Origin of the sequence: Corticibacter populi (assembly GCF_004217315.1) — a bacterium.
GTDB classification, from domain to species: Bacteria; Pseudomonadota; Gammaproteobacteria; order Burkholderiales; family Burkholderiaceae_C; genus Lampropedia; species Lampropedia populi.
Window position 1 is genome coordinate 824,106 of record NZ_SGWR01000001.1, and the last position, 23,542, is coordinate 847,647.

Genomic DNA, 23,542 nt, shown 5'->3' on the forward strand with positions numbered 1-23,542 from the left:
GGCGCGGCGCTGGCATGCTGCTCGCCGCTGGCGGCATGCTGGCCGTGCTGGCATGGGGTGCGCTGGCGCTGTGGTTCCAGCTGCCGCTGCCGCCATGGGGACGCGTTCTGGTCATGCTGGCCTGGCTTGCACTCGGCCTGCGGACCTTGGGCCTGATCATCATGCGCTGGTGCCGGCAATTGCGCACGCACCGGAATGATCACAATCGGCCAGTACCAATACCTGCGGTTTGGCGCAGCCTCTGCGCATGGGGCACCGCCTGGCTGCTGCTATTGCTGTGGTGGGCCAGCCTCGCTCCCTCCCACCAGCGCGACTGGGCCGATGACGTGGCGCGCCTGCTCAGCGCCGAGCGCCATGGCAGCCAGGTAACGCTGCACAACGTGCGCAACTTCCAATGGCGCAGCGAAACCGACTACGACGTGCGCTGGGAAATCCGCCAGTACGATCTGGACACGCTGGTCAGCGCGGATCTCATCCTCTCGTACTGGATGGGCCCGCACATCGCCCATACCCTGGTCTCGTTCGGCTTTGCCGATGGCCGCCAGCTGGTGTTCTCGGCCGAGATCCGCAAGGAGCGCGGGGAGGCGTTCTCCTCGATTGGCGGGTTCTTCAAGGAGTTCGAGCTGGTGCTGATCGCCGCCGACGAGAACGACATCGTGCGCACCCGCACCAATGCCCGCGGAGAGGACGTCTACCTCTACCGCCTCAATATGCCCAAGACGCAGTTGCGGCCCTGGTTCGAGCGCTTCCTGGACACCGCGGCCGACATCGAGGCCAGGCCGCACTTCTACCATTCGCTGACCAGCAACTGCACCACCATCGTGTTCGGGCTGGCCCGCCAGCTCGATCCGGGCTTGCCGCTCGACTGGCGCCTGCTGCTCTCGGGTCACCTGGCACGTTACGCCTATGACCTGGGCGCCCTCGCCCCGGGTTACCGCTTCGAGGCGTTGCAACGCGCCGGCCGCGTCACCGAGCGCGCGCTCGCCACCGACGACCCCGCATCCCCGCTGGCGGACATGCCATTCTCCGCCGCCATCCGCCAGGGCGTGCCGGGCATTGTCCGGCCAGATCCAATGCCATGAATCCCCCGACCATGCTGCCGCGCCTGCCCGAGACCTTGACCATCGATCCATTCAACAGCGCAACGCTGGCCATCCTGCTGCTCTTCGTCGGCAAGGCACTGACACAGCGTGTGGCCTGGCTGCGCCGCCACAGCATTCCCGACCCGGTGGCTGGCGGCGTGATGTGCGCGGCCGTGGTCTGCGTGCTGTTCTATGCCGCAGGCACGCGCGTGCAGTTCTCGCTCGATTCCCGCGAGCTGATGCTGCTGTATTTCTTCGCCGCTATCGGCCTGGGCACCGACGTGCGCACGCTGCGCGAAGGCGGCCGGCCGCTGGCCATCCTGCTGGCGCTGGCCATTGTTTTCATCGTGCTGCAGAACCTCGCCGGCATGATGCTGGCCGGCAGCTTCGGCATGGATGCCCGCGCTGGGCTGATGGTCGGCTCCATTTCCCTGACCGGCGGCGCCGGCACCACGCTGGCATGGAGCCCGTATTTCACGGATGTGCTGGGCATCGCCAACGCACAGGAAGTGGGCCTGTCGGCCAACATGATCGGCACCATTGCCGCCTGCTGCATCGGTGGTCCGATCGCCAGCTACCTGATGAAGCGCCACCATATCCAGCCGTCCAGCGTGACCGAGCTGGAAGTGGGCGCCATGCACAAGGAGGAGTCGATCATCCGCATCGACTACTACGGCGTGCTGCTGGCGGTGTTCTGGCTCAACCTCTGCATTCTGCTGGGCCAGAGCATCAGCGGCGCCATCCGCCTGACGGGGCTGAATCTGCCGGACTTCGTCGGCTGCCTGATGGCGGGCATCCTCATCCGCAGCCTGGGCGACGTGATCTCGCCCATCCACAAGCGCATCTGGCAAAGCCGCATCTGGCATTGGCCCAGCATGCAGCCGGGCGTGGCGCTGATCTCCGACATCTGCCTGGGTCTCTTCCTGACCATGGCGCTGATGGGGCTGCAGCTTTGGACCCTGCAAGGCATGCTGGGCTTCATCGGCCTGGCGTTGCTGCTGCAGACGCTGCTGACCGTGGCCTTCACCGTGCTGCTGGTGTTTCCGCTGATGGGGCGCGACTATGAGGCCACCGTCATCAGCGCCGGCTTCGGCGGCATCACGCTCGGCTCCACCGCCACGGCGATCGCCAACATGAGCGCGGTCACCCGCAGCTATGGCGCCGCGCCGCACGCCTTCCTGGTGGTGCCGCTGGTGTGTGGCTTCTTCATCGACCTGGTCAATGCCCTCATCGTCGGTGTGCTGGCACGCTGAAACGGGTACCAATCCTCCAGGTGCTCAAAAAAGCATCACGGAACCGTCGCACCGAGGGCCATCCCGCGCATGCTGACAACTTGTCCACAGTGTTTTCCACCGCCGCTGTGGATGGCCAGCATGCGGTCATGGCGGCCGCCAGGGCCGCCACCCCATTGCAAATGATTGCTGTCCAGTTGTGACATGATCGAATCTTCCGCGTTTTGCTTCATCCATGACTCCAACCATGACCGATACCCGCCAATACCAGCATCCCCTGCAGCAAGTCTGGCCCGACGACTTCGTGCAACGCTACCGTGAAGCCGGCTACTGGCGCGGCGAAACCATGACGGCCTTCCTGCGCGAACATGCCGCGCAACATGCCGGACACACCGCCATCGTCGGTTACACGCAGGGCGTGCTGCAGCGCTGGAACTATGCCGAGTTCTGGCGGCGGGTCGAAACCGCCGCGGCCGGCTTTCTGGCACTGGGCCTTGCCCCCGGTGATCGGGTCGTGGTGCAATTGGGCAATGTGCCCGAGTTCTACAGCGTGGTGTTCGGCCTGTTCCGCGCCGGGCTGGTACCGGTCTATGCCCTGCCCGCACACCGCATCACCGAGATCGCGCACTTCGCCAGCAAGGCCGAAGCCTCGGCCTACGTCGCACTGCAGCAGTACGAAGGCTTCGACTACCGTACCCTGGCGCGCGAACTCAAGGCGGCACGGCCGACGCTCGAACACATCGTCATCGTCGCGGGCGACGCCGGAGAGTTCACATCCTTCGACGCCTTCGAACCCCATCCTGCGCTGCTGCCGGTGCAGGATGCCGACCCGCAGTCGGTGGCCTTCCTGCAGATCTCCGGCGGCAGCACAGGCCTCTCCAAGCTGATCCCCCGCACGCACGACGACTACATCTACAGCTTCCGCGCCAGCAACGAGATCTGCGGCATCACCCCCGCGAGCGTCTACATGGTGGCGCTGCCAGCCGCGCACAACTTCCCGATGAGCTCGCCCGGCGCCTTTGGCGCCCTCTATGCCGGTGCTACCGTGGTGCTCAGCCCTTCGCCCTCGCCCGAAGCCGCATTTCCGCTGATTGCGCAGGAAAAGGTCGATTCGCTCGGGCTGGTACCGCCACTGGCGCTGCTGTGGGCGCAGGCTGCGGCCAACACCGGGCATGACCTCTCCAGCCTGCGCGTGCTGCAGGTCGGCGGTGCCAAGCTCACGCCAGAAGCCGCGCGGCGCGTCATCGGCGGGCTCAAATGCCAGCTGCAGCAGGTCTTCGGCATGGCCGAGGGCCTGGTCAACTACACGCGCCTGGATGACCCGGAAGAGACCATCATAGAAACCCAGGGCCGCCCGATCAGCCCTGCCGACGAGGTACTGGTGGTCGACGACCACGGCCACCCGCTCGACAGCGGCAAGACCGGCTACCTGCTCACGCGCGGCCCTTACACCATCCGCGCCTATCACAACGACGACGGTGCCAACACCCGCAGCTTCACCGAGGACGGCTTCTACCGCACCGGCGACGTGGTCACCCGCACTCCCGATGGCTACCTCGTCGTGCAGGGCCGTGCCACCGACCACATCAACCGTGCCGGCGAAAAGGTCTCGGCCGAGGAGATCGAGGACCAGCTGCTGGCCCATCCCCAGGTCTTCGATGCGACAGTGGTTTCCATCCCCGACGAGTACCTGGGCGAGCGCAGTTGCGCCTTCATCATCCCCAAGGCCGGCGAAACGCCGCGCTCGCCCGACATCAAGCGCTGGATGCGCGAGCGCGGCGTCGCTGCCTTCAAGGTGCCCGACCAGATCGTCTTCGTCGACTCTTTCGACACCACCGCCGTCGGCAAGACCAGCCGCAAGGAACTGCGCACGAGGCTGCGCGCACAGCTGCTGGATCAGGACAAAGGCTGAGATGCAGCGATGGGCTTGCCCAGATTTCTTGCCCATTCCTCCTCGGAGCCCAGCAAAGCCGATCCCCAACGGCTCGATGAGCACTCTCTCAACGTGGGTGCCATTGCAGGTGAAAGCGCCGCCCATTTCGGGGCACGCCAACTTGAATCGCCCCGGGATTCGCGAAGGCTGTTTGATTCAAATCAGGCCACCGCCCTGGTGTTCTGCCGATAGTAGTTTGCCTCGGCTTCTGCTGGCGGGATGTACCCGATGGGTTCAAGCAGGCGATGATGGTTGAACCAGAAGACCCATTCGAGGGTGGCGAACTCCACGGCCTCCCTGGTTTTCCAAGGCACCCGGCGGTGAATCAACTTTTCCTCGTACTGGCCTTTGATGGTCTCGGCCAAGGCGGTTGTCATAGCTGTCGCCTTTGCTGCCCACAGACGGCTCGATGCCGGCCTCGGCAAGCCGCTCGGTGTAGCGGATGCTGACGTATTGCAATCCGCGGTCGCTGTGGCATATCAGGCTCCCCTCGCGCTCAGGCTGCCGGGCGTAGAGGGCCTGCTCCAGCGCATCGAGCACGAAGTCCGTCCGCATTGAGCTGCTCACACGCCAGCCCACGATGCGACGGGAGAACACGTCGATGACGAAAGCCATGTAGAGCCAGTTCTGCCAGGTCGAGACGTACATGAAGTCGCTGACCCACAGCTGGTTCGGCCGCTCGGCCCGTAACTGCCGGTTGAGCCGGTCCAGCGGGCACTGGGCCTTGGCATCATCGACCGTGGTTCGCACGACCTTGCCACGCATCACGCCCCGCAGCCCCAGCTTGCGCATCAGTCGCTCGACCGTGCAGCGTGCAACGGCTACGCCTTCGCGTGCCAGTTGCCGCCACACTTTATCGGCGCCATAGACCTGCATGTTGGCCTGCCAGACATGTTGAATCTGCGGCGCCAGCACCTCGTCGCGATCCGCTCGGGCACAGCGCTTGTAGGGCTCCCGCAGCAGCGCTGCATGGCGTCGATATGCCGACGGGGCGACCTGCAAAACCTTGCAGAGCGGCTCGACCCCGAACGTAGTGCGATGCCGGTCGATGAAGTCCTTCAGGACTTGAGCCGGCGGTCGAACTTCGCCTGGGCGAAAAACGCGATGGCCAGCTTCAGTATCTCGTTGGCCCGGCGCAGTTCCTTATTCCCGCGCTCCAACTCCTTCATCCGCTGCGCCTCGCTGGTCGTGATGCCTTCGCGCACACCGGCATCGACCTCGGCGCGCTTAGCCCATTCGTTCAAGGTCTGCGGCACGCAGCCAATCTTGGACGCGATGGACTCGATAGCCGCCCACAACGGCGGGTACTCCCCACGGTGCTCCTGCACCATCCTCACCGCGCGCTCATGCACCTCGGGTGAAAACTTTTTCGACTTGCTCATGACTCAATCCTCTCAGAGTGTTGAGCCTCCTCAAAATCCGGGGGCGATTCACAAGTCAAATAAATCAATAGCTTATATTTCAGATTGGCGGAAGCGGTGAGATTCGAACTCACGAACGGTTGCCCGTTGCCGGTTTTCAAGACCGGTGCAATCGACCACTCTGCCACGCTTCCCACATTGAACTTCCCGCTGCCGGAAGGCGGGAAGCCGGTTATTGTACTGAGGTTTATCCCCCCTTGCGGCGGATCACCAGCCCGTTGTCGAGCTGGCCCTCATCTGTCACCAGTCTGCATCTGTCCGGACTCCTCCAGCCCGCAATCAATGCCGCTTTGAAGCCATCAGCCTACACGCCCATGTCTTGCCGCAGTGGTACAACAGATGCGGCGGTCAGCACCCTGCGTGACAAATGGTTGGCTGCCGCCTTGGCCGAAAAGGAGGATTCACCATGGCTATGAGTATCGCTGATCTGCTGGTCCAGACCCTGGCAAATGCGCAGGTTGAGCGCATCTGGGGCGTGACGGGCGACAGCCTCAACGGAATCAACGACAGCCTGCGGCGTGATGGGCGCATTCGCTGGATGCATGTGCGCCACGAGGAAACGGCGGCCTTTGCCGCGGGCGCCGAAGCGGCGGTAACGGGGCAACTGGCGGTGTGCGCCGGCAGCTGCGGACCGGGCAATCTACACCTGATCAACGGCTTGTTCGACTGCCAACGCAACCATGTGCCGGTGCTGGCCATTGCTGCGCACATTCCCTCTTCCGAGGTCGGCCTGGGCTATTTCCAGGAGACGCATCCGCAAGAGCTGTTCCGCGAGTGCAGTGTGTTCACCGAACTGGTGTCCAACCCGGCGCAGTTGCCGGAAATCCTGCACCGCGCGCTGGGCGCCGCCCTGGGCCTGCGCGGTGTGGCCGTGCTGGTGATCCCAGGCGATGTGGCGCTGGCCGAGGCCCCGCAAGGCGCCAAACCGCATTGGCAGGCCCCCGGCCAGCCACACATCGTACCGGCCGATGCCGAACTCGATCGTCTGGCCGGGCTGCTGGCTCAGTCGAAGGCCACCACCATCCTCGCCGGCAGCGGCTGTGCCGGCGCACACGATGCGGTGGTGGCATTGGCCGAAAAGCTGCAGGCCCCCGTCGTGCACGCATTGCGCGGCAAGGAGCACGTGGAATGGAGCAACCCCTACGATGTGGGGATGACGGGGCTGATCGGCTTCTCATCCGGCTACCACGCACTGCTGAGCAGCGACACGGTGCTGATGCTTGGCACGGATTTCCCGTACCGCGCCTTCTACCCACAGGATGCCTCCGTCATCCAGATAGACACCAATCCGGCCGCGCTGGGCAAACGCGTGCAACTGACGCAAGGCATCGTCGGCGGTGTGGCCGAGACCATCGCCGCGCTGCTGCCGCGCCTGCAGGCACAGGCTGATTCGCGTTTTCTCGACAACGCCAGGCAGCACTACGCCAAGGCTCGGGAGGGCCTGGACGAGCTGGCGGTGCCGGCACCTGCGGGCGAGTCCATCCACCCGCAATACCTGACCCGGCTGGTGAGCGAACTGGCAGCACCCGACGCCATTTTCACCGCCGATGTCGGCACACCCACGGTATGGGCCGCGCGCTACCTGCAGATGAACGGCCAGCGCCGCCTGATCGGCTCGTTCAGCCACGGCTCCATGGCCAATGCCATGCTGCAGGCCATCGGCGCACAGGCCGCCGCACCAGATCGCCAGGTCATCTCGCTCTCGGGCGACGGCGGTTTCACGATGATGATGGGGGACTTCATCTCGCTGGCGCAGTTGAAGCTGCCGGTCAAGGTGATCGTCTTCAACAACGGCTCGCTGGGCTTCGTCGCCATGGAGATGAAGGCCGGCGGCTACCTCGACAGCGGCACCGACCTGCAAAACCCCGACTTTGCCGCCATGGCCCAGGCCATGGGCATCACGGCTTTCCGCGTGACCGAGTCGGCCCAACTGGAAGAAACGCTGCGCCAGGCGCTGGCCCACCCTGGCCCGGTATTGGTGGATGTAGTGACGGCCAAACAGGAACTGGTCATGCCGCCCAAGATCAAGGCCGAGCAGGCCAAGGGCTTCAGCCTCTATATGCTCAAGGCCATCATCAATGGCCGCGGCGATGAGGTCGTCGACCTCGTCAAAACCAATTTGCGCCGCTGAACCAGGGCCGCAACCAGCGCACAAGCCGGTCACGGCGCACGATCCGCCCCGAGCTGTGGCTACCTCATCTGCCAAACAAGCGCTGTTGGACCAAGGGCTGTTGGACTGCACCCATGTAAGCATATGGCTGACGCGACAGCAGCCGCCCAAGCCATATGCTTATCCCATTCACAACGACACGACACAGGAGCCGTATCATGATTTCCCGCAAACCTCTCATGCTGGCAACCGCCATCGCCGTCGGCAGCCTCACACTGGGCGCCTGCACCACCACCCATGAAGGCGTTGCCCACGCACCGGCTTCGGACAACACCACCATCGATCAGCGCGCCGACGCCACGCTCAGCCGTCTGTATCAGGCCGTGCCCGGCTCGCAGGAACTGGTCCAGCGCGCTCCCGGCGTGCTGATCTTCCCCACCGTGGTGGGCGGCAGCTTTGTCGTCGGTGCCGAACACGGCCGTGGCGTGCTGCGCGTGCGTGGCCGCAACCAAGGCTACTACAGCACCACCGGTGCCTCCATCGGCTGGCAGGCTGGTGGCCAATCCAAGGCCGTCGTCTACGTGTTCAACACGCGTGATGCACTCGAGAAGTTCCTCGCCAGCGACGGCTTCTCGGTCGGTGCCGATGCCTCCGTGACGGCCGGCCGTGTCGGCGCCAGCGGCAACATCGACACCACCACGGCCAACGCGCCGGTCACCAGCTTCGTGCTGACCAACGTGGGCCTGGAAGCGGGTGTATCGCTCGAAGGCACAAAAATCACCCCCATCAAGCCTTGACCAGGCCGTGATGAGCGGAGTTGCCAACGCAATCCCGCTCATTCGCCCCCCACCAGCACATGCAGGTTCTGCCTGCATGTGCTTTTTTATGGTCTGGGCCGGCCGGACGCTAAGCACCTATCATCGCAGTTCCCGCCAATGCCAGCGCAGCCGTTCTGCCCATGACGCCTGCTGCATCCAGCATCAGGCGACAAACCCATCCCCTACATGCATGGAGAACGCCCCGTGACTCTGGCAATCCAAATGGTCGATGTCTTCGGCGCCCAACCACTCACCGGCAATCCGCTGGCAGTGGTATTCGGCGGCGAAGAGCTTGGCACCGAAGACATGCTGCGCATCACGCGCTGGTTCAATCTCTCCGAAACCACCTTCGTGCTGCCGCCCACGCACCCTGAGGCCGACTACCGCGTGCGCATCTTCACACTGGAGCGGGAGATGCCGTTTGCCGGCCATCCGACACTGGGCAGTTGCCACGCCTGGCTGAACGCCGGCCACGCTCCCAAGCATGCGGATGCCATCGTGCAGGAGTGCGGGGCCGGTCTGGTCTCCATCCGCCGTGAAGGACCGCATCTTGCCTTTGCCGCCCCGGCCCTGCGGCGCTCGGGCCCGCCCTCCCACGCCGAGTTGCAGGAGGCCCTGCGGTTCCTGGGCATCGATGCGGCTGAAGTAACTGAAGCCGCATGGGTCGACAACGGTCCGGGCTGGCTGGGCATTCGACTGGCGAGCGCTGCACAGGTGTTGGCATTGCAGCCAGCGCGTGCCTGGCCCCGACGCATCGACATCGGCGTGGTCGGTCTCTACCCGGCCGACAGCGGGGCCGCCGTGGAAGTGCGCGCATTTTTCAGCGACCAGCATGGCAGCATCGTTGAAGACCCGGTAACCGGCAGCCTCAATGCTTCCGTCGCCCAATGGCTTTATGCCAGCGGGGTATTGAGCGGCCCCTATCTGGCCAGGCAAGGTTCCTGCCTCGGACGCGATGGCCAGGTGCATGTCAGCCAGGACGCAGATGGGCAGGTCTGGATCGGTGGTGCGACGCGCACCCAGGTGCGCGGGCAACTGCAGGATCCGTGATCCAGCACGGCCATCCACGCAACCACGAAGCAGGCGCAAAGGACCGTGGGCGCACGTGCCACACGGCTGCTGCAGCTGCTGGATGAACTGGCCCGTCGCAGACATCCGGTGCAAGGCGCTGCGCTGGCCCGCCGACTGGGCGTCAGCCTGCGCATGCTCTACCGCGACATTGGTGCTGGGCGCCCAGGGCGGGCAAATCGATGGTGGACACGGCATCGGCTACCAGTTGCACAGCGGCTTCCTGCTGCCTGCGATGATGTTCTCCACCGAGAAGCTCGAAGCCCTGGTGCTGGGCACGCGCTGGGTGGCCGTCCAGGGCGACCCGGACAGCGCTGGAGCGCATCACCACGGTGCTGCCTGAAGCCTTTGCGAGCCGTCACCTGCAAAGGCCGGCCGCGCTCGCTGCCGCAGCGCATGACGATGCGCTGTGGCCAAGTCATTGGTCTCCTGAATCTCGCCACGTCATGAAATACAGGCCGCGCAGTTGCCCGCGCGGCCTGTATTTCATGGCTCAATCAACACCACTACCGCCGTCTGCCGCATTCACTTTCGCCAGTTGCGCCAATGCTGCTGCAATGCGCTCCAATGCCTGCTTGTCAGCCTCGGACAGCTTCCGGTAATGCCCCAACAAAGCAGCCTGCCGATCATTGAGCAGCCATGGTGTCGGCTCCTGCACGGTGGAGGCAAGCCTTCTGTCCCCTGTCAGGATGTAAAGCACATCCGCTCCTGCACGCGCCAGCCCGGACAACTGCACGGCCGTTGGCGAGGAGACGCCCTTCTCCCAATCGATCAGCGTGCGCCTCTTGGCACCTGCGAACTCTGCAAACGCCGGCTGCGTGTAGCCAAGGCGCTCACGTTCTTGCTTCAGTCGGCTTCCAATCATGCAGATTTCCGCAAACAAAAATTGACAAGTGCAAATATCCGCACTAACATAATTCCAAGCCGACCCTCAATCGAGGGCTGAGGGATAGGGGTTCTGCGGCCACCGCCGCAGCATCGGGTGGGTCAGTCAATGCGCCGGATGGATGCGGTGAGGCGGTGTCCTGTCAATGCCGCATCGGCAAAAACAGGGCCATCCACGCAGAACCTCATTTATTAGGTGAAGGATAGCAGAGCATGCATCCCGAGGAAATCAAGGCGGCCTTGCGAATCAGGGGATGGTCGCAGGTGCGGATAGCCAGTGACCTGAACGTCACTCCCGCATCCGTCCACCAGGTCATCACCGGCCGAGTCAAAAGCATCCGTATCCGGGAATTCATCTGCCGGATTCTGGAAAAACCGGTAGATGCAATCTGGCCGCTCGAAGCCGAGGAGCGACAGGCGCCTTTCTCCGAACGGGCTCCGCGCCATGACATCGAATCCATCGAGAAGCATGGACGAGCAGGATGAGCGCCCCGCTCCCGCTCACTGAAGAGGCTGCGGCGCCATGTCACGGCGGGTCTTGCGAGACTCCGGGAGCCAAGACCGCTGGAATAAATAAGGGAAGGGCATGACTGAGAGCGAGCAAGCAAGCATTGACACCCTTTTCAAGCGGATCCAGCAGCTGCATCGGCCTGGTCAAGCGATCGATGCGGACATGTTCCGCCATGTCCAGGAGCATTTTCGCAAGCATCCGGAAGCCGGCTATTACCTCGTCAGGGACATCCTCTCGCTGCAGGCTTCAGTGTGTGCCCTGCGTGAGGTCGTCGCGCGCGCCCGTGCACATTTCACCGCATTCCAGGAAAGCCGGGAGGCGGGCTGTGCCGGCAAGGGCGCGGCAGTGTCAGCAACATCGGCCACGTCCGGTCGGGAACATGACCACGGCGCTCATCCCGCAAAAGCGGCCGCACCCCACGGGGTGCCAAACGCCAGTCTGGCGGCCCGTCATCTGCAACAGCGACTGAATCGGAGCCCCGACATCCAGGGCTGACACCAGCCCTGCAAAGCCGATCCATACCGGCCTCCGGCTCACCCCACCACCTGCGCCCAGACCTTGTCCAGGCGCTTGACCGAGACCGGCTGCGGCGTGCGCAATTGCTGGGCGAAGAAGCTCACGCGCAGTTCCTCGAGCAGCCAGCGGTAGTCCTGCAGGGTTTCGTCCTGCTGGCCCTTGCGTTGGCCGAGCAGGCGGAGGTAGCGCGCTTCCAGAGGAGCGACCTCGGCCTGGCGACTCTGGTCGCGGGCCGGGTCTTCGCGGTATTTGTCCAGGCGCATCAGCATGGCTTTCAGGTAGCGCGGAAAGTGCTTGAGATGCGCCTGCGGCGTGGCCTGCACGAAGTGCTTGCCCATCAGCCGCTCCAGTTGCTGCCGAATATCCGCCACGGCGGCATCGGCGCCCTTGGTGTCCTTGAGCTTGCGCACCACCTGGGCATACTCGGCCAGCACCTGCGCGGCCAAGCGGGCCACTTCCTGTGCCAGCAGCGACAGGCGCGGCCGGCCTTCGGCAAGGCGTTGCTCGAACTGTCCGGCGTTGATGGGCAGCGGCTCCTGCAGGAAGGCCAGCTCGATGGCCACGGCGATGACCTGTGCGCGCAATTCCTCCAACGTGCCCAGCGGCATGTAGGCCACGGCCATTTTCTGCAGGTCGGGGATGTTCTTTTCCAGGTACTTGAGCGCATCCTTGATCTGCAGTGCGAACAGACGCGCCAGACCTTTGCGATGGACCTTGGCGGCGGCCTCCGGCTCGTCGAACACTTCGATGGTGACGGCATCGCGCTGGTCCACCAGCGCGGGAAAACCCACCAGCTTCTTGCTGCCCTTGCCCCATTCCATGATCTCTGGCAGTTCACCAAAGCTCCAGCTGGCGTGACGCTGCTCGGGCTCGCCCATGTCGCTGTGGCGATCGGCCTGGTTGGCCGATGCGCCTTTCCCACCGGCCTGACCACCTTGGCTGTTGGATGCATGGGGGGGGACGGGCTGTCCGTGCGGCACCTGGCTCGTGGCGTCGGCCTGGGTGTCTTCGGTGTCCGGTGCGGCATCGGTGCTGGCCGCCAGCTTCAGGCCGGCCAAGGCCTGGAAGGCGCCTCTGGCCTGCTGGCCCCATTCGGCCTTGAGCGCGGCCAGATTGCGGCCTTGGCCCAGTTGGCGGCCATGCTCGTCGACCACGCGGAAGTTCATGAACAGGTGCGGGCTGAGCATGTCGGCCTTGAAGTCGGTCGGTTTGACCTCCAGCCCGGTCTTGCCACGCACCCATTGGCGCAGGCGTTCGCCCAGGTCGCCCTGGCCAAAGCGGCCCTCGTCCATCCAGGTGCTGGCGATGGTCTCCGCCGTTTCGGCCAGCGGCAGCAGGCGCGAGCGCGGGCGCTGCGGCAGACTCTTGATCAGCGCCTGTATCTTGGCCTTGAGCATGCCGGGCACCAGCCAGTCGGCGCGCTCTTCCTGCACCTGGTTGAGCGCATACAGCGGGATGGTGATGGTGACGCCATCGCGCGGGTTGCCGGGCTCGTGCAGGTAGCTGGCGTTCAGGTCCATGCCGGCCAGCTTGATGGTGGGCGGGAAGGCCTGCGTGGTGATGCCGGCGGCTTCATGCCGCATCAACTCGTCCTTTTGCAGCTCCAGCAACTGCGGCTGCAGCTTGCGCTCCTGCCGGTACCAGTGCTCCAACTGGCGGCCATTGACCACCGCCTCGGGAATCAGCCGGTCGTAGAAGGCGTAGATCAGCTCCTCGTCCACCAGCACGTCCTGGCGGCGCGATTTGTGCTCCAGCTCTTCCACCTTGGCAATGCGCTTTCGGTTGGTGGCGAGGAACGGGAACTTGCGCTCCCATTCGGGCGCATAGTCGCCCTGCACCAGCGCCTGGCGGATCATGATCTCGCGCGCGGCCGCGGGGTCGACGCGCTCATAGGGCACGCGCCGGCCACTGTAGACCACGATGCCGTACAGCGTGGCGCGCTCCAGCGCCACAGCTTCGCCGGCCTTCTGCTCCCAGTGCGGATCGAGCAACTGCTTCCTGAGGAGGTGACCGCCCACCTCCTCCAGCCATTGCGGCTCGATGTTGGCGATCTCGCGGCCGAACAGGCGCGTGGTTTCCACCAGTTCGGCGGCGACCACCCAGCGCCCGGGCTTCTTGCGCAGATGCGCGCCGGGGTGGCGGTAGAACTTGATGCCGCGCGCGCCGAGGTAATGGTCGTTCTCGTCCTGCTTGAAGCCGACGTTGCCCAGCAACCCGGCCAGCAGCGAGAGGTGCAGCGCCTCATACGAGGCCGGCCCTGGCTGCGCCTGCGGCTTCCAGCCCTGCTCGGTGACGGCAGCCGTCAACTGCTGGTGGATGTCGCGCCACTCGCGCACGCGGCGGATGTTGATGAAACTGGCGCGCAGCAATTGCTCGTACTGGCGATTGGAGAGGCGTTGGGCAGGCTGGGTCTCAGACGGAGTGCCGGCACTGCCCGCGTCATTGGCGGGCGCGCTGCGCTGCGCCACCGGCAAGGCCGCATGGTTCTTGCCGGCCTTCCTGGCTTGTGCCGCGGCCATGGCCTGCTGCCTGGCCGACGGCAGGCCGCCCGTCTTGCCGCCGCGCGCATCATGGATCCACTGCCACAGCTTGAGGTAGCTGACGAACTCGCTTTTCTCGTCGTCGAAGCGCGCATGCTGCTGGTCGGCCTGGGCCTGCTTGTCCAGCGGGCGGTCGCGCACGTCCTGCACCGACAGCGCCGCTGCCACCACCAGCACCTCCTGCAGTGCACCACGCGCCTTGGCTTCGAGCAGCATGCGGGCCACACGCGGGTCCAAAGGCAGGCGCGCCATCTGCTGCCCGGTGTCGGTCAGCTGGTGCGCCTCATCCATCGCCCCCAGTTCCTGCAACAACTGGTAGCCATCGGTAATCGCACGGGCGGAAGGCGCCTCGAGAAACGGGAAATCCTCCACCGCCCCCAGACCCAGCGACTTCATGCGCAGAATCACGCCTGCCAGCGAGGAACGCAGGATTTCCGGGTCGGTGAAGCGTGGGCGGCTGGCAAAGCCGGCCTCCTCGTACAAACGGATCGCAATGCCATCGGCCACGCGGCCCGAACGTCCGCTGCGCTGGTTGGCTGCGGCCTGGCTGATGGGCTCGACCAACAGCTGCTCGACCTTGTTGCGGTAGCTGTAGCGCTTGACGCGCGCCGTGCCGGCATCGACCACATAGCGCACGCCGGGCACCGTCAGCGAGGTCTCGGCCACGTTGGTGGCCAGCACCACGCGCGGCGGCCCGCCGGTCTCGAACACCCGGTCCTGCTCGGCCTGCGAGAGGCGCGCAAACAGCGGCAGCACGACGCCGTGGCGGCGCAGCGGATCGTGCGCCAGGTGCTTGTGCAGGTGATCGGCCGCTTCACGGATTTCACGCTCACCAGGCAGAAAAACGAGGATGTCGCCCTGTGCCCGCCCCGACCACAGCTCATCCACCGCATCGGCGATGGCGGTATTCAGGTCCGTCTCGCGACTTTCCTCGAATGGCCGATAACGAACTTCAACGGGGTATGTGCGCCCCGAAACCGCAATCACCGGCGCCGGCCCTTTGCGGCTGGCAAAGTGCTGCGCAAAGCGCTCGGCATCGATGGTCGCCGAGGTGATGATGACTTTCAGATCGGGCCGGCGCGGCAGGATCTGCTTCAGGTAACCCAGTAGAAAATCGATGTTCAGGCTGCGCTCGTGCGCCTCGTCGATGATCAGTGTGTCGTAGGCTTTGAGCAGCGGATCGGTCTGCGTCTCGGCCAGCAGTATGCCGTCGGTCATCAGCTTGACGCGGGCATGCGGACCCAGCCGGTCGTTGAAGCGCACCTTGTAGCCAACCACCTCGCCCAGCGGTGTCTGCAACTCCTCGGCAATGCGCTTGGCCACGCTGGAGGCCGCGATGCGGCGCGGCTGCGTGTGGCCGATCCACTGGCCGCGCCGGCCACTTTGGCCATCCTTGTGGCTGCGTCCCAGGCCGCGGCCCAGGGCCAGCGCTATTTTTGGCAGCTGCGTGGTCTTGCCCGAGCCCGTCTCACCGCTGACGATGATGACCTGGTGCTCGCGCAGCGCGCGCTCGATCTCCTGCCTGCGGGCGGAGACGGGCAGATTGTCTGGAAATCGGATGGCAAGCGGGGTGGCAGGCCGGGTGATGGTCGAGCCAGCCAAGCCGTCTCCTGCATGCGGAGATGCCTGCGCTTCTCCTGAAGGTTCTTGAGGCGTGTGCAATCCGGATTTCTTGTGGTCGGCAGCAGAGTCAATGGACGGCATAGAGGCCGCATTATCCGCGCCTGCGTCGCAATCCGCATCGAGGTGGCCATGAATCCCGTCGTTCAAGCCCAATGGAAATCGCTGCTTGGCTGGCGGGGCAATGTGGCCCGCGAAAAGATCGCAAACAGGCTCTCAGAGATCGCCTGCCTGTAGCGCCATCGCCGCGCGGTACTGGCCGGGCGTGACTCCATAGGCTTGCCTGAAACGCCGCACCAGATGGCTGGGGTTCGCATGGCCGGTAGCCGCAGCGATTGCATCCAGGCATGGCGACACCTTTTGCCGCAACAGGGCAGCGGCATGCTCCACCCGCCGCGCGGCCAGCCACGCATGGGGGGCACATCCAAACGAGGTGGCGAAGGCATGGGCAAAATGGTGTTCCGACAAGGCCACTTGCGCCGCCATCTGGCCTACCGTCAGCGGGGATGCAATATGCGCTTGCAACCATTCGATCAGGCGCTTGCGCATGGCCGGCGACAAGCCCCCCCGCAAGGCTGCAGCGGGGCGGCGGAGCATATGCGATTGCACTAGACAGGCCATCGCCGCATGGCCGAGCTGGTTGGCCGCCAGACGTTGGCAGTCGTCGCTCCAGTCCAGCAGGTGCAGTCGAGAGACGATGGCGGCCAGCTGTGGTTGCTCCGCAAAGTTCAGTTCCGGCAACTGCATCTCGCGCGGCTCGCGGTCAAGCAGGCGCAACACCAATGGCCCCAGCAGTTGCGGCTCGAAATACAGATGCAGAAAGACCTGGCCCTCGCCCACGACCCAGTCCACCTGGTGTCCGGCAGGCATCAAACACAACTTGCCGGGGGCTCCATGAACCTGCGGCGCGTCCGTGCGGAAAGTACCCCGCCCGCCCTGCAGGTAGAGCGAAATCGTATGGTGCGCAGGCAAATAGCCCACGGCATCGCGCTGATTGGACCACAGTGCTACCCGCATGCCATCGCCCAGGGCGGCATGCCGGTGCAGCCTGGCGCGCGAGCGCCCCAGAGTGTCATAAACGGAATGGGCGAGGGAAGAAGCGGTCATTCGGGTTACACAAGCAAAACGCACGGACACCGGAATTATCAAGTCCTGTGGGGCGCGATCCGCATGCACATGTGGCACAAAACCGCAGGTTTGTGCAATCGCATTGCAAGGCCTGCGCACACACTGGCGGACATGACGCCTTATCTCTTCTTGACAACGGTGCTGATCTGGGGATCGACCTGGATGGCCCTCAAGCTGCAACTGGGTGTGGTTCCCATCCCGTGGTCCATCGTCTGGCGTTTTGCCCTGGCCGCAGCACTGCTGATGGCGTGGCTGCGCATGACCGGCAAGCTGCGCCGGCCGCCGCGCGCGACTTGGGCACTGATTGCCATGCAAGGCTTGTGCCTGTTCTGCTTGAACTTCATCTGCTTTCTGCATGCCTCCCGCTTCATTCCCAGCGGTCTGGTGGCGGTGGTTTTTTCCACCGCCACACTGTGGAATGCGCTTGGCGCGCGCCTTCTGTTCGGCAGGCGCCTGCGGACCCCCATTGTCGTGGGCGGCATCCTCGGCTTGACCGGCCTCACCGCCATGCTCTGGCCAGAAATTCGCGCCCACGGTGCCAGCACCAGCGCCGCGCAAGGCCTGGCACTGGCCACGCTGGGCACCATGCTGTTTTCAATGGGCAACCTGTTGTCGGCCCGATTGCAAGCCATGGGGCAACCACCTGAACAGACCAACGCCTGGGGCATGGCATGGGGCGCTGCCGCACTGGCGATAGGCTGCCTGGCCGCGGGCGTGCCGGCGCGCTTCGATTGGTCTGGCGTGTACGTGGCCACCTGGCTGTATCTGGCGATCGCCGGATCGGTGATTGGCTTCACCATCTACCTGAAGCTGGTAGGGCGTCTTGGTCCGGAACGCGCTGCGTACTGCACGGTGCTTTTCCCATTGGTGGCCTTGGCCATTTCCTCCCTCTTTGAGGGCTACCAGTGGAGCCTGCCTGCCATTCTGGGGCTGGGTCTGGTGTTGGCCGGCAATGTGCTGGTGTTTCGGCCTCCCCGGCGCACAGCCGGCAGGCCATGAAGTGAGTACGGCCGACAACGAAAAACCCATGCCGATTGCGCGCCACTTGCGGATCATTCATGTGAGGACTGAGGCCACTTGATGGCCAATCCTCACCACAGCACTCCGATGAACGACCTCCATTGAATGTCATACGGCCGCTGATCTTCAAATCTTCAAGGGAATCGTGACTGGCCCATCGTTGAGCAACTCAACCTGCATGTGCGCGCCGAAAACACCGCTGGCCACAGACGCATGGCACTGGTGGGCCTGGGCCAGCAAATACTCGTACAGCCGCCGCGCCAGCTCCGGTGGCGCGGCATGCGAGAAGCCGGGCCGGGTGCCACTCCTGAGATCGGCTGCCAACGTGAACTGGCTCACCAGCAGCAATCCACCCTGCACATCCTGCAGGCTGCGGTTCATGCGCCCTTGCGCATCGGGGAAAATGCGCAGCCGCAACAGCTTGCCGAGCAGTTTGTCGGCTTGTGCCTCGCCGTCCTGCGGCTCCGCGCAGACCAGCACCAGCAGCCCCGTGCCAATCGCTCCCACCACCTCGGCGTCCACGCGCACCTGCGCACGCGTCACGCGTTGAATCAGCGCCAGCATGTCACTCCTTCCATCCGTTTTTGGGGCCGATTGTCAGCCTGCGGCGAGGTCCGCCACGGCGGGCAACCAGAGGTCTCCCTGACGATAGCCGGTAGCGGCCTGGACGGCCCGCACGGTCGCCAGCGCCACGGCCTCCACCGTCATCGCGGCCAGCACCATCATGCCGGGCGAGCCTCCGGCGCGACCGGTGGCCATGGCAAACAGCGTGTCGCCGTCGGACATGGTGTGCACCGGCGCAATGCTGCGCGCCAGGCCGTCATGGCCCAGCATGGCCAGGCGCTGGGCCTGCGTCTTCTCGAGCCTGGCGTCGGTGGCGATCACGCCGATGGTGGTGTTGGTGCCGGCCAGCGCCGGCAATGGCCGCGCGCCAGCGAGCAGGCTGGCGTGGGCATCGCACAGCTGAGCCGAATCGGCGGCCTCGCGCGCACCAGCCAGCACGCGGCCGTTCACGGGGTGGCGCACGTCGCCCAGTGCGTTGCAGGCGATCACAGCGCCGACGGTCACGCCATCGCAGCGCACCGAGGCCGAACCGATGCCGCCGCGCATGGCCCGCGCAAGGCCGAAGATCTTGCCGACCACGGCGCCGCTTCCCGCCCCCACATTGCCATTGACCAGCGGTGCGCTTCCAGCAGCCTGGCAGGCCGCGTAGCCACAGGCGGCATCAGGCCGGACGCGGGCATCGCCGATCAGCAGATCGAACAGCACGGCCGCCGGCACGATGGGCACCCGCGCCACCCCGACATCAAGGCCGATACCGCGCTGCTCCAGCCAATGCATCACGCCTTGTGCGGCATCCAGCCCGAAGGCGCTGCCGCCGCACAGGGCGATGGCATGCACCTGCTCGACCAGGTTTCCGGGCACCAACAAATCCGTCTCGCGCGTGCCAGGGGCGGCACCGCGCACATCGACTGCGGCCACCGCCCCTTCGGGCGCCAGCACGACGGTGCAACCGGTGGCACGTGCCGCCATGGCAGCATGACCGGCCTGGATACCCGCCACATCAGTGATGCAGCTCGGGCGCTGCAGCCGCGCATCAAAATCGGATGGCATTCAGGCGCCAGTTCTGCGGCAACAAACCGCCGGGGTCATTCGACCTCTTCGAAAATCAGCGCCGGCGGCTCGGTCACGCGCACCAGATTGCCCAGGTCGCGCTGGATGCGGTTGGCGAAATAGCTGTTTTGCGTATCCGGCTCCAGCGCCGCCACCGCCAGGTAGGCGAGCGGCTGGCCCATCGGCACGTAGAAGCTGCCGGGCTGCACGTCGACGCGCTCGGGGTTGAGGCGCACATCCACCTGGATGACTTCCCCCTCCCCCGTCAGGCTGCCACGCACATCCTCGCGGGCCGATTGGCTGCGCGAGACTTCGTTGTAGCGCTCGACCTGCACGCTGCCGGCCTCGGCCACGCGCAACACCGAAACACCCATCACCTGCAGGCGCGCGATGGCATCGCTCTCGGAGCTGGCCAGCAGGTAGCCGCAGGGGCGTGTGCGCTCTCGCGTGGGCCGGGTCTGCAGCGAGGATTTCCAGGGCAGTTCGCGCACCACATCGGCACCGCTAACCGGGTCGAGCATGGTGATGCGGCGCTGCTCCTGGGTCTGGGCCGCGTCGATCACCAGGCTGCCGCGGCACGCCTGGGATGCGGCATCACGCGCCACGAACGAGCGCACCTGATTCAGGTGGCCGGCCCGCGCCGCGGTTTGCTCCAGCACCTTGCGCACTGCCACCACGTGGGTGTGCACACGCCGCTGGATATGGGTGCGGCCCAGGCCGATGCCACGCGTCTCGATCAACAGACTGACAGCGTTCTTGAGGCCATTGACATTGCGGCCCGTATCGGGGCGGATGCCTCCCATGGCGAGGCTCAGGTCCTGCGGGTCCTGTGAGGTGGTGTAGTACCACTGTGCCGTCAGGCCTTCGGCCTCCAATGCCGCGAAAAGGGGCTTGCTGAACCACTCGTCGGCAGCCTTGGTGACGAACTCCCCGATATTGGGCGTGTTCGCGTACTGCAGCATCGCGTCATACGCCTGCACGGCGCCAAACTTCTGCTGGAAGCGCCCTGCCACCGTGTATTCGTGGTTGTCGACGATGACCATGGGCCGGTAGTCCTGCACCAGCCGCGCCAGCGCCCGGGCCTCGGGCGTACGCAGCAACAGGTGGTCGCGGTTGAGGTCGATGCCGTTGGCGAGCGCACGCTCACCTTCCTCTGCGCCATCCGGATTGGCACGCGGCACGAGAATCACGTTGATCTGATCGAGCACCGGGCTCCATGGTCCCTGCAGCAATTGCTGCGCCGCCACCAGCAGCGCTTCGCTGCCGGCCGGCTCGTCGCCATGCTGCTGACCGATGAACAGCACGGTCGGCTTGCGCGATTGCTCGAAGCCCGCCGCGGTGGCCTGGGCACCGCGCGTCATCAGGATCGCGTGGATGTCGGCACCGCGCTGTGAGCGCCCCAGCGACACCACCTGGGCCGACACACCGGTTGCCGGGCGCTGCGCCAGATCTGCCAGGAAAGCGCGAATTTCCTCGTTGGTGGTGAAATGGCTGCGCTGCTCCTGCAGGCCGGGAGTCGCATAGCGCTGTGGCGGATCGGGAAAGCGCGCCGCCACAGCGGCGCTGTAACCCGGCACCGTGCTGCCAGGCGCCTGCGCTGGCACATCCGGGGCGGTGACCTGACCGGGCTGACCGGGCTGGCCGGGTGTGGTCGGCCACGGCGGCAGCGGTGTGGTCTGGCACGCCGCCAGCAGTACGGCCAGCGCGAGCACCGAGCCGCGCCCCAGCCAGGCGGCCTTGCGCTGGCGTTTTTCATCCTTGGTGTGCATCACAGTCATTTTGTATCTCTCGAATGGGGCAATGCAGGCGACGTTCCCATCGGCCCACGTCCACACTCGGACGCCGCCGTGCACCACCATCAGCTTTTGAACAGCCTGTTCTATCTTGGAGCCTGCCAACCATACCATAGGCCACAGAGGCCGGACCGAGAAGCCGCTCACGATCTTTTCATGAGGCGTCACTGAAAAAATCGTGGCGTGCAGCTCCTTTTGAACCGGTTCTTACTGTGCATCATGGCTCGGCGCCGCAGCGGCATCGCTTTTGGGCGCCGGCAACAGAACCACCGGTTCGGCCTCGACCACCACCGCGCCGGCATCCGCCGAGCCGGCCCGCAACTCCTGCAGCACCCACAGCACGTAGTGCACATACCAGAGCGCCGACAGCGCAAAAACCCAGGTGTAGATGAAAATCGCCAGCGGCACCATGATCGGAAATGCCAGCACGAAGAGCAACCCCGAAGCCCAGACGATGCTGGGCACGGCGCCCAGGAAGCCGCAGACGATGCCCATCACCAGCAGCGGCCAGCGGTGCTGCTCGAGGATCAGCCGCCGCTCGGCCGCCGTGGCGTGCTGCACCAGCGCGTCGAAGCTCAGGATGCGAAAGGCCAGCCAGCCCCAGATCAAGGGCGGCACGATCAGGGCCAGCGGCGGGATCAACCACAGCGGCAGCGTGATCAGCAGCGCCAGCAGCGCCAGTCCGGTCGACAGCAGCGTCCAGCCGGCGCTGGCCCAGAAGCCTCCCGAGCCCAGCCGCGCCAGGTCCGGAAAGCGCCGCTTCGCCACACTGCGCGCCAGCGCCGGGCTCATGAACATTGCCACCACCAGCAGGCTGAGCACGGCCAGCAGCGGTGTCGCCACCAGAATCACCAGCAGCGGAGCAAAAAAAGCCGTGGCATTATCGATCCCGATCTGCGCCAGCGTCGAGCCCACCCACAACCAGCCGGCACTCGAGTCCAGCCAGGTGGAAACACCGGCGACGGCGCGTGCCCAATAGAAGTAGCCCAGCAACAGACCGGCCGCCAGCATCAGGCCCAGCGGCAACAGCGATATGGCGATCACGCGGGGGCGGAAGCTGTCCACCAGAGCGCGCGAGAAGGCTTCCAACATGCGTTTCATGGGGTCTTTGCAGCCAGGAATTGGGCGTGTGTTGTTGATCAAGCGCGTATCTTGCCCCAAGCGGGCGCCCCTGTGTGTAGGAACAGGCAGGCAGATGGCGGCCGAGGCAGGCGCGGCAGGACGACCGGCCGAGCCGCATGCCTCGGTATCCGGCTGCGCACGCCGGCCATTTGGCGTACAGTGGCGGCTCCGCGCGGGCCGGCAGCCTCCATGGCCTTTCGCCCGGCGGCCACTGGGCGTTCGCCTTTTCTTTTCGCTTCCGCATGTCCACCCCCGCTTCCGCCTTGACCGGCATCAGTCTGGTCCTCTCGGCCGTGCTCTTCTTCGCACTGCTCGACAGCAGCTCCCGCTATGTATCCGGCGTCATTCCGCTGCTGGTGGCGCTGTGGGTGCGCTATGCGATCCAGACCGCCATGACGCTGTTGATGATCCGGCGCCAGCATCCCTACTGGCTGCCGTCCAGCCAGAACTGGCCGTGGCAAGTGGCCCGAGCCTGCTGCTATATCCTCACCAGTGGTTTTGCCTTCCTGGGCCTGCGCTACATCAAGGTTGCGGAGTTCACGGCCATCGCCAGCATCGCGCCCATCATCGTCTCGGTGCTGGCACTGTGGGTATTGCATGAAAAACTGCCCCCCATCCGCTGGGTGCTGCTCGGCCTGGCGCTGGCGGGCACGCTGGTGATCATCCGGCCCGGCGGCATGGCCTTCGAGTGGGTGTTGCTGCTGCCATTGGCCCAGGTCGCCGCCAACGTGCTGTTCCTGCTGATCACCGCGCATCTTTCGCGCTACGACGACACCCTGACCACTCATCTGTACACAGGCCTGATCGGGCTGGTGGTGGTCTCGGTGGTGCTGCCTTTCTTCTGGCAGCATCTGGCCGGCATTCACTGGACGCACTGGCTGGCGCTGGCCGGCGGTGGCCTGGCCGCCTCGATCGGCCACATGCTGTTGGCACAGGCCTATCGCCACGCACCAGCCACGGTGCTGATGCCCTATCTGTATGCGCAGATCGGCTTTGCCGTGCTGCTGGGCTGGCTGTTCTTTGGCACCATCCCCGACACACTCTCGACGCTGGGCATCCTGATGATCGCCGCCAGCGGCCTGGCAGGGGCCTTGATGAACTGGCGCAAGCCTGCTTGAAGGGTGACCCG

The 23,542-nt window shown here is 65.2% G+C and carries 19 protein-coding genes, 1 tRNA gene, 1 pseudogene and 1 other annotated feature; of the genes and pseudogenes, 11 read left to right on the forward strand and 10 right to left on the reverse strand.

The window, feature by feature from the left end:
- Window positions 1-14: 14 nt before the first annotated feature.
- Both EV687_RS03730 and gltS read left to right on the forward strand, forming a co-directional pair.
- Window positions 15-1,082, forward strand: coding sequence for an Lnb N-terminal periplasmic domain-containing protein (locus EV687_RS03730; protein WP_242612453.1), 1,068 nt, complete (start codon window positions 15-17; stop codon window positions 1,080-1,082).
- Window positions 1,079-2,335, forward strand: a complete 1,257-nt coding sequence (gene gltS / locus EV687_RS03735) for a sodium/glutamate symporter (RefSeq protein WP_242612454.1) — start codon at window positions 1,079-1,081, stop codon at window positions 2,333-2,335. Before EV687_RS03730 ends, gltS begins: the two co-directional genes overlap by 4 nt.
- A gap of 35 nt (window positions 2,336-2,370) precedes the next feature.
- Here the strand turns inward: gltS and EV687_RS18880 are convergent, their stop codons facing one another.
- Complete coding sequence (locus EV687_RS18880; protein ID WP_162846537.1) at window positions 2,371-2,547, reverse strand: hypothetical protein; 177 nt, start codon at window positions 2,545-2,547, stop codon at window positions 2,371-2,373.
- A gap of 14 nt (window positions 2,548-2,561) precedes the next feature.
- Here EV687_RS18880 and EV687_RS03740 point away from each other — a divergent pair, with 14 nt between their 5' ends.
- Window positions 2,562-4,226 carry a (2,3-dihydroxybenzoyl)adenylate synthase gene (locus EV687_RS03740; RefSeq protein ID WP_207226371.1) on the forward strand — a complete coding sequence of 555 codons (1,665 nt, stop codon included), beginning with the start codon at window positions 2,562-2,564 and terminating at the stop codon, window positions 4,224-4,226.
- 182 nt (window positions 4,227-4,408) lie between these two features.
- Here EV687_RS03740 and EV687_RS03745 read toward each other — a convergent pair.
- Together EV687_RS03745 and EV687_RS03750 are read right to left on the reverse strand one after the other, a co-directional pair.
- Window positions 4,409-5,629, reverse strand: a pseudogene (locus EV687_RS03745) (IS3 family transposase).
- Window positions 5,235-5,351: a sequence feature (AL1L pseudoknot), on the reverse strand. Its footprint overlaps the pseudogene before it by 117 nt.
- Window positions 5,630-5,714: 85 nt before the next feature.
- Window positions 5,715-5,802 (reverse strand) — tRNA-Ser (locus tag EV687_RS03750).
- A gap of 272 nt (window positions 5,803-6,074) precedes the next feature.
- Here EV687_RS03750 and poxB point away from each other — a divergent pair.
- The 4 genes from poxB (at window position 6,075) to EV687_RS03770 (ending at window position 10,114) form a co-directional block, all read left to right on the forward strand.
- Window positions 6,075-7,799: a ubiquinone-dependent pyruvate dehydrogenase gene (gene poxB / locus EV687_RS03755; protein ID WP_122226502.1), complete on the forward strand. Its 1,725-nt coding sequence runs from the start codon at window positions 6,075-6,077 to the stop codon at window positions 7,797-7,799.
- A 218-nt stretch (window positions 7,800-8,017) separates the two neighbouring features.
- Window positions 8,018-8,575: a BPSL1445 family SYLF domain-containing lipoprotein gene (locus tag EV687_RS03760; protein WP_242612455.1), complete on the forward strand. Its 558-nt coding sequence runs from the start codon at window positions 8,018-8,020 to the stop codon at window positions 8,573-8,575.
- A 225-nt stretch (window positions 8,576-8,800) separates the two neighbouring features.
- Window positions 8,801-9,646: a PhzF family phenazine biosynthesis protein gene (locus EV687_RS03765; protein WP_122227176.1), complete on the forward strand. Its 846-nt coding sequence runs from the start codon at window positions 8,801-8,803 to the stop codon at window positions 9,644-9,646.
- Between the two features lie 108 nt (window positions 9,647-9,754).
- The gene (locus EV687_RS03770) at window positions 9,755-10,114 is read left to right on the forward strand and encodes a hypothetical protein (RefSeq protein WP_242612508.1); all 360 of its coding nucleotides are present in this window, start codon (window positions 9,755-9,757) and stop codon (window positions 10,112-10,114) included.
- 43 nt (window positions 10,115-10,157) lie between these two features.
- Here EV687_RS03770 and EV687_RS03775 read toward each other — a convergent pair whose 3' ends face one another.
- Window positions 10,158-10,529 carry a helix-turn-helix domain-containing protein gene (locus tag EV687_RS03775; protein WP_122226504.1) on the reverse strand — a complete coding sequence of 124 codons (372 nt, stop codon included), beginning with the start codon at window positions 10,527-10,529 and terminating at the stop codon, window positions 10,158-10,160.
- 233 nt (window positions 10,530-10,762) lie between these two features.
- Between EV687_RS03775 and EV687_RS03780 the strand changes: the two genes are divergently transcribed.
- Window positions 10,763-11,035, forward strand: coding sequence for a helix-turn-helix domain-containing protein (locus EV687_RS03780; protein WP_122226505.1), 273 nt, complete (start codon window positions 10,763-10,765; stop codon window positions 11,033-11,035).
- Between the two features lie 100 nt (window positions 11,036-11,135).
- Complete coding sequence (locus tag EV687_RS03785; RefSeq protein WP_122226506.1) at window positions 11,136-11,555, forward strand: DUF2076 domain-containing protein; 420 nt, start codon at window positions 11,136-11,138, stop codon at window positions 11,553-11,555.
- Window positions 11,556-11,593: 38 nt separating this feature from the next.
- On the opposite strand, the gene hrpA is transcribed toward EV687_RS03785, so the two are convergent.
- Complete coding sequence (gene hrpA, locus EV687_RS03790) at window positions 11,594-15,820, reverse strand: ATP-dependent RNA helicase HrpA (protein ID WP_122226507.1); 4,227 nt, start codon at window positions 15,818-15,820, stop codon at window positions 11,594-11,596.
- A gap of 132 nt (window positions 15,821-15,952) precedes the next feature.
- Window positions 15,953-16,843 (reverse strand): AraC family transcriptional regulator, encoded by an 891-nt coding sequence (locus EV687_RS03795; protein WP_122226508.1) that lies wholly within the window; start codon window positions 16,841-16,843, stop codon window positions 15,953-15,955.
- Window positions 16,844-16,975: 132 nt separating this feature from the next.
- On the opposite strand from EV687_RS03795, the gene EV687_RS03800 reads away from it, so the two are divergent.
- Window positions 16,976-17,863 carry a DMT family transporter gene (locus EV687_RS03800; RefSeq protein ID WP_122226509.1) on the forward strand — a complete coding sequence of 296 codons (888 nt, stop codon included), beginning with the start codon at window positions 16,976-16,978 and terminating at the stop codon, window positions 17,861-17,863.
- 147 nt (window positions 17,864-18,010) lie between these two features.
- Here EV687_RS03800 and dtd read toward each other — a convergent pair whose 3' ends face one another.
- The 4 genes from dtd to EV687_RS03820 all read right to left on the reverse strand — a co-directional run bounded on the left by dtd (window position 18,011) and on the right by EV687_RS03820 (window position 22,392).
- On the reverse strand, window positions 18,011-18,448 hold the full coding sequence (dtd, locus tag EV687_RS03805; protein ID WP_122226510.1) for a D-aminoacyl-tRNA deacylase: 438 nt from the start codon (window positions 18,446-18,448) through the stop codon (window positions 18,011-18,013).
- A 33-nt stretch (window positions 18,449-18,481) separates the two neighbouring features.
- A complete protein-coding gene (locus tag EV687_RS03810; RefSeq protein ID WP_122226511.1) occupies window positions 18,482-19,498 on the reverse strand; it encodes a P1 family peptidase in 1,017 nt (338 codons plus the stop codon).
- A 35-nt stretch (window positions 19,499-19,533) separates the two neighbouring features.
- The gene (locus EV687_RS03815; protein ID WP_122226512.1) at window positions 19,534-21,276 is read right to left on the reverse strand and encodes a M14 family metallopeptidase; all 1,743 of its coding nucleotides are present in this window, start codon (window positions 21,274-21,276) and stop codon (window positions 19,534-19,536) included.
- Window positions 21,277-21,498: 222 nt separating this feature from the next.
- Window positions 21,499-22,392, reverse strand: a complete 894-nt coding sequence (locus EV687_RS03820) for an EI24 domain-containing protein (RefSeq protein ID WP_122226513.1) — start codon at window positions 22,390-22,392, stop codon at window positions 21,499-21,501.
- Window positions 22,393-22,655: 263 nt separating this feature from the next.
- On the opposite strand from EV687_RS03820, the gene EV687_RS03825 reads away from it, so the two are divergent.
- Window positions 22,656-23,531 (forward strand): DMT family transporter, encoded by an 876-nt coding sequence (locus EV687_RS03825; protein WP_162846538.1) that lies wholly within the window; start codon window positions 22,656-22,658, stop codon window positions 23,529-23,531.
- Window positions 23,532-23,542: the final 11 nt, after the last annotated feature.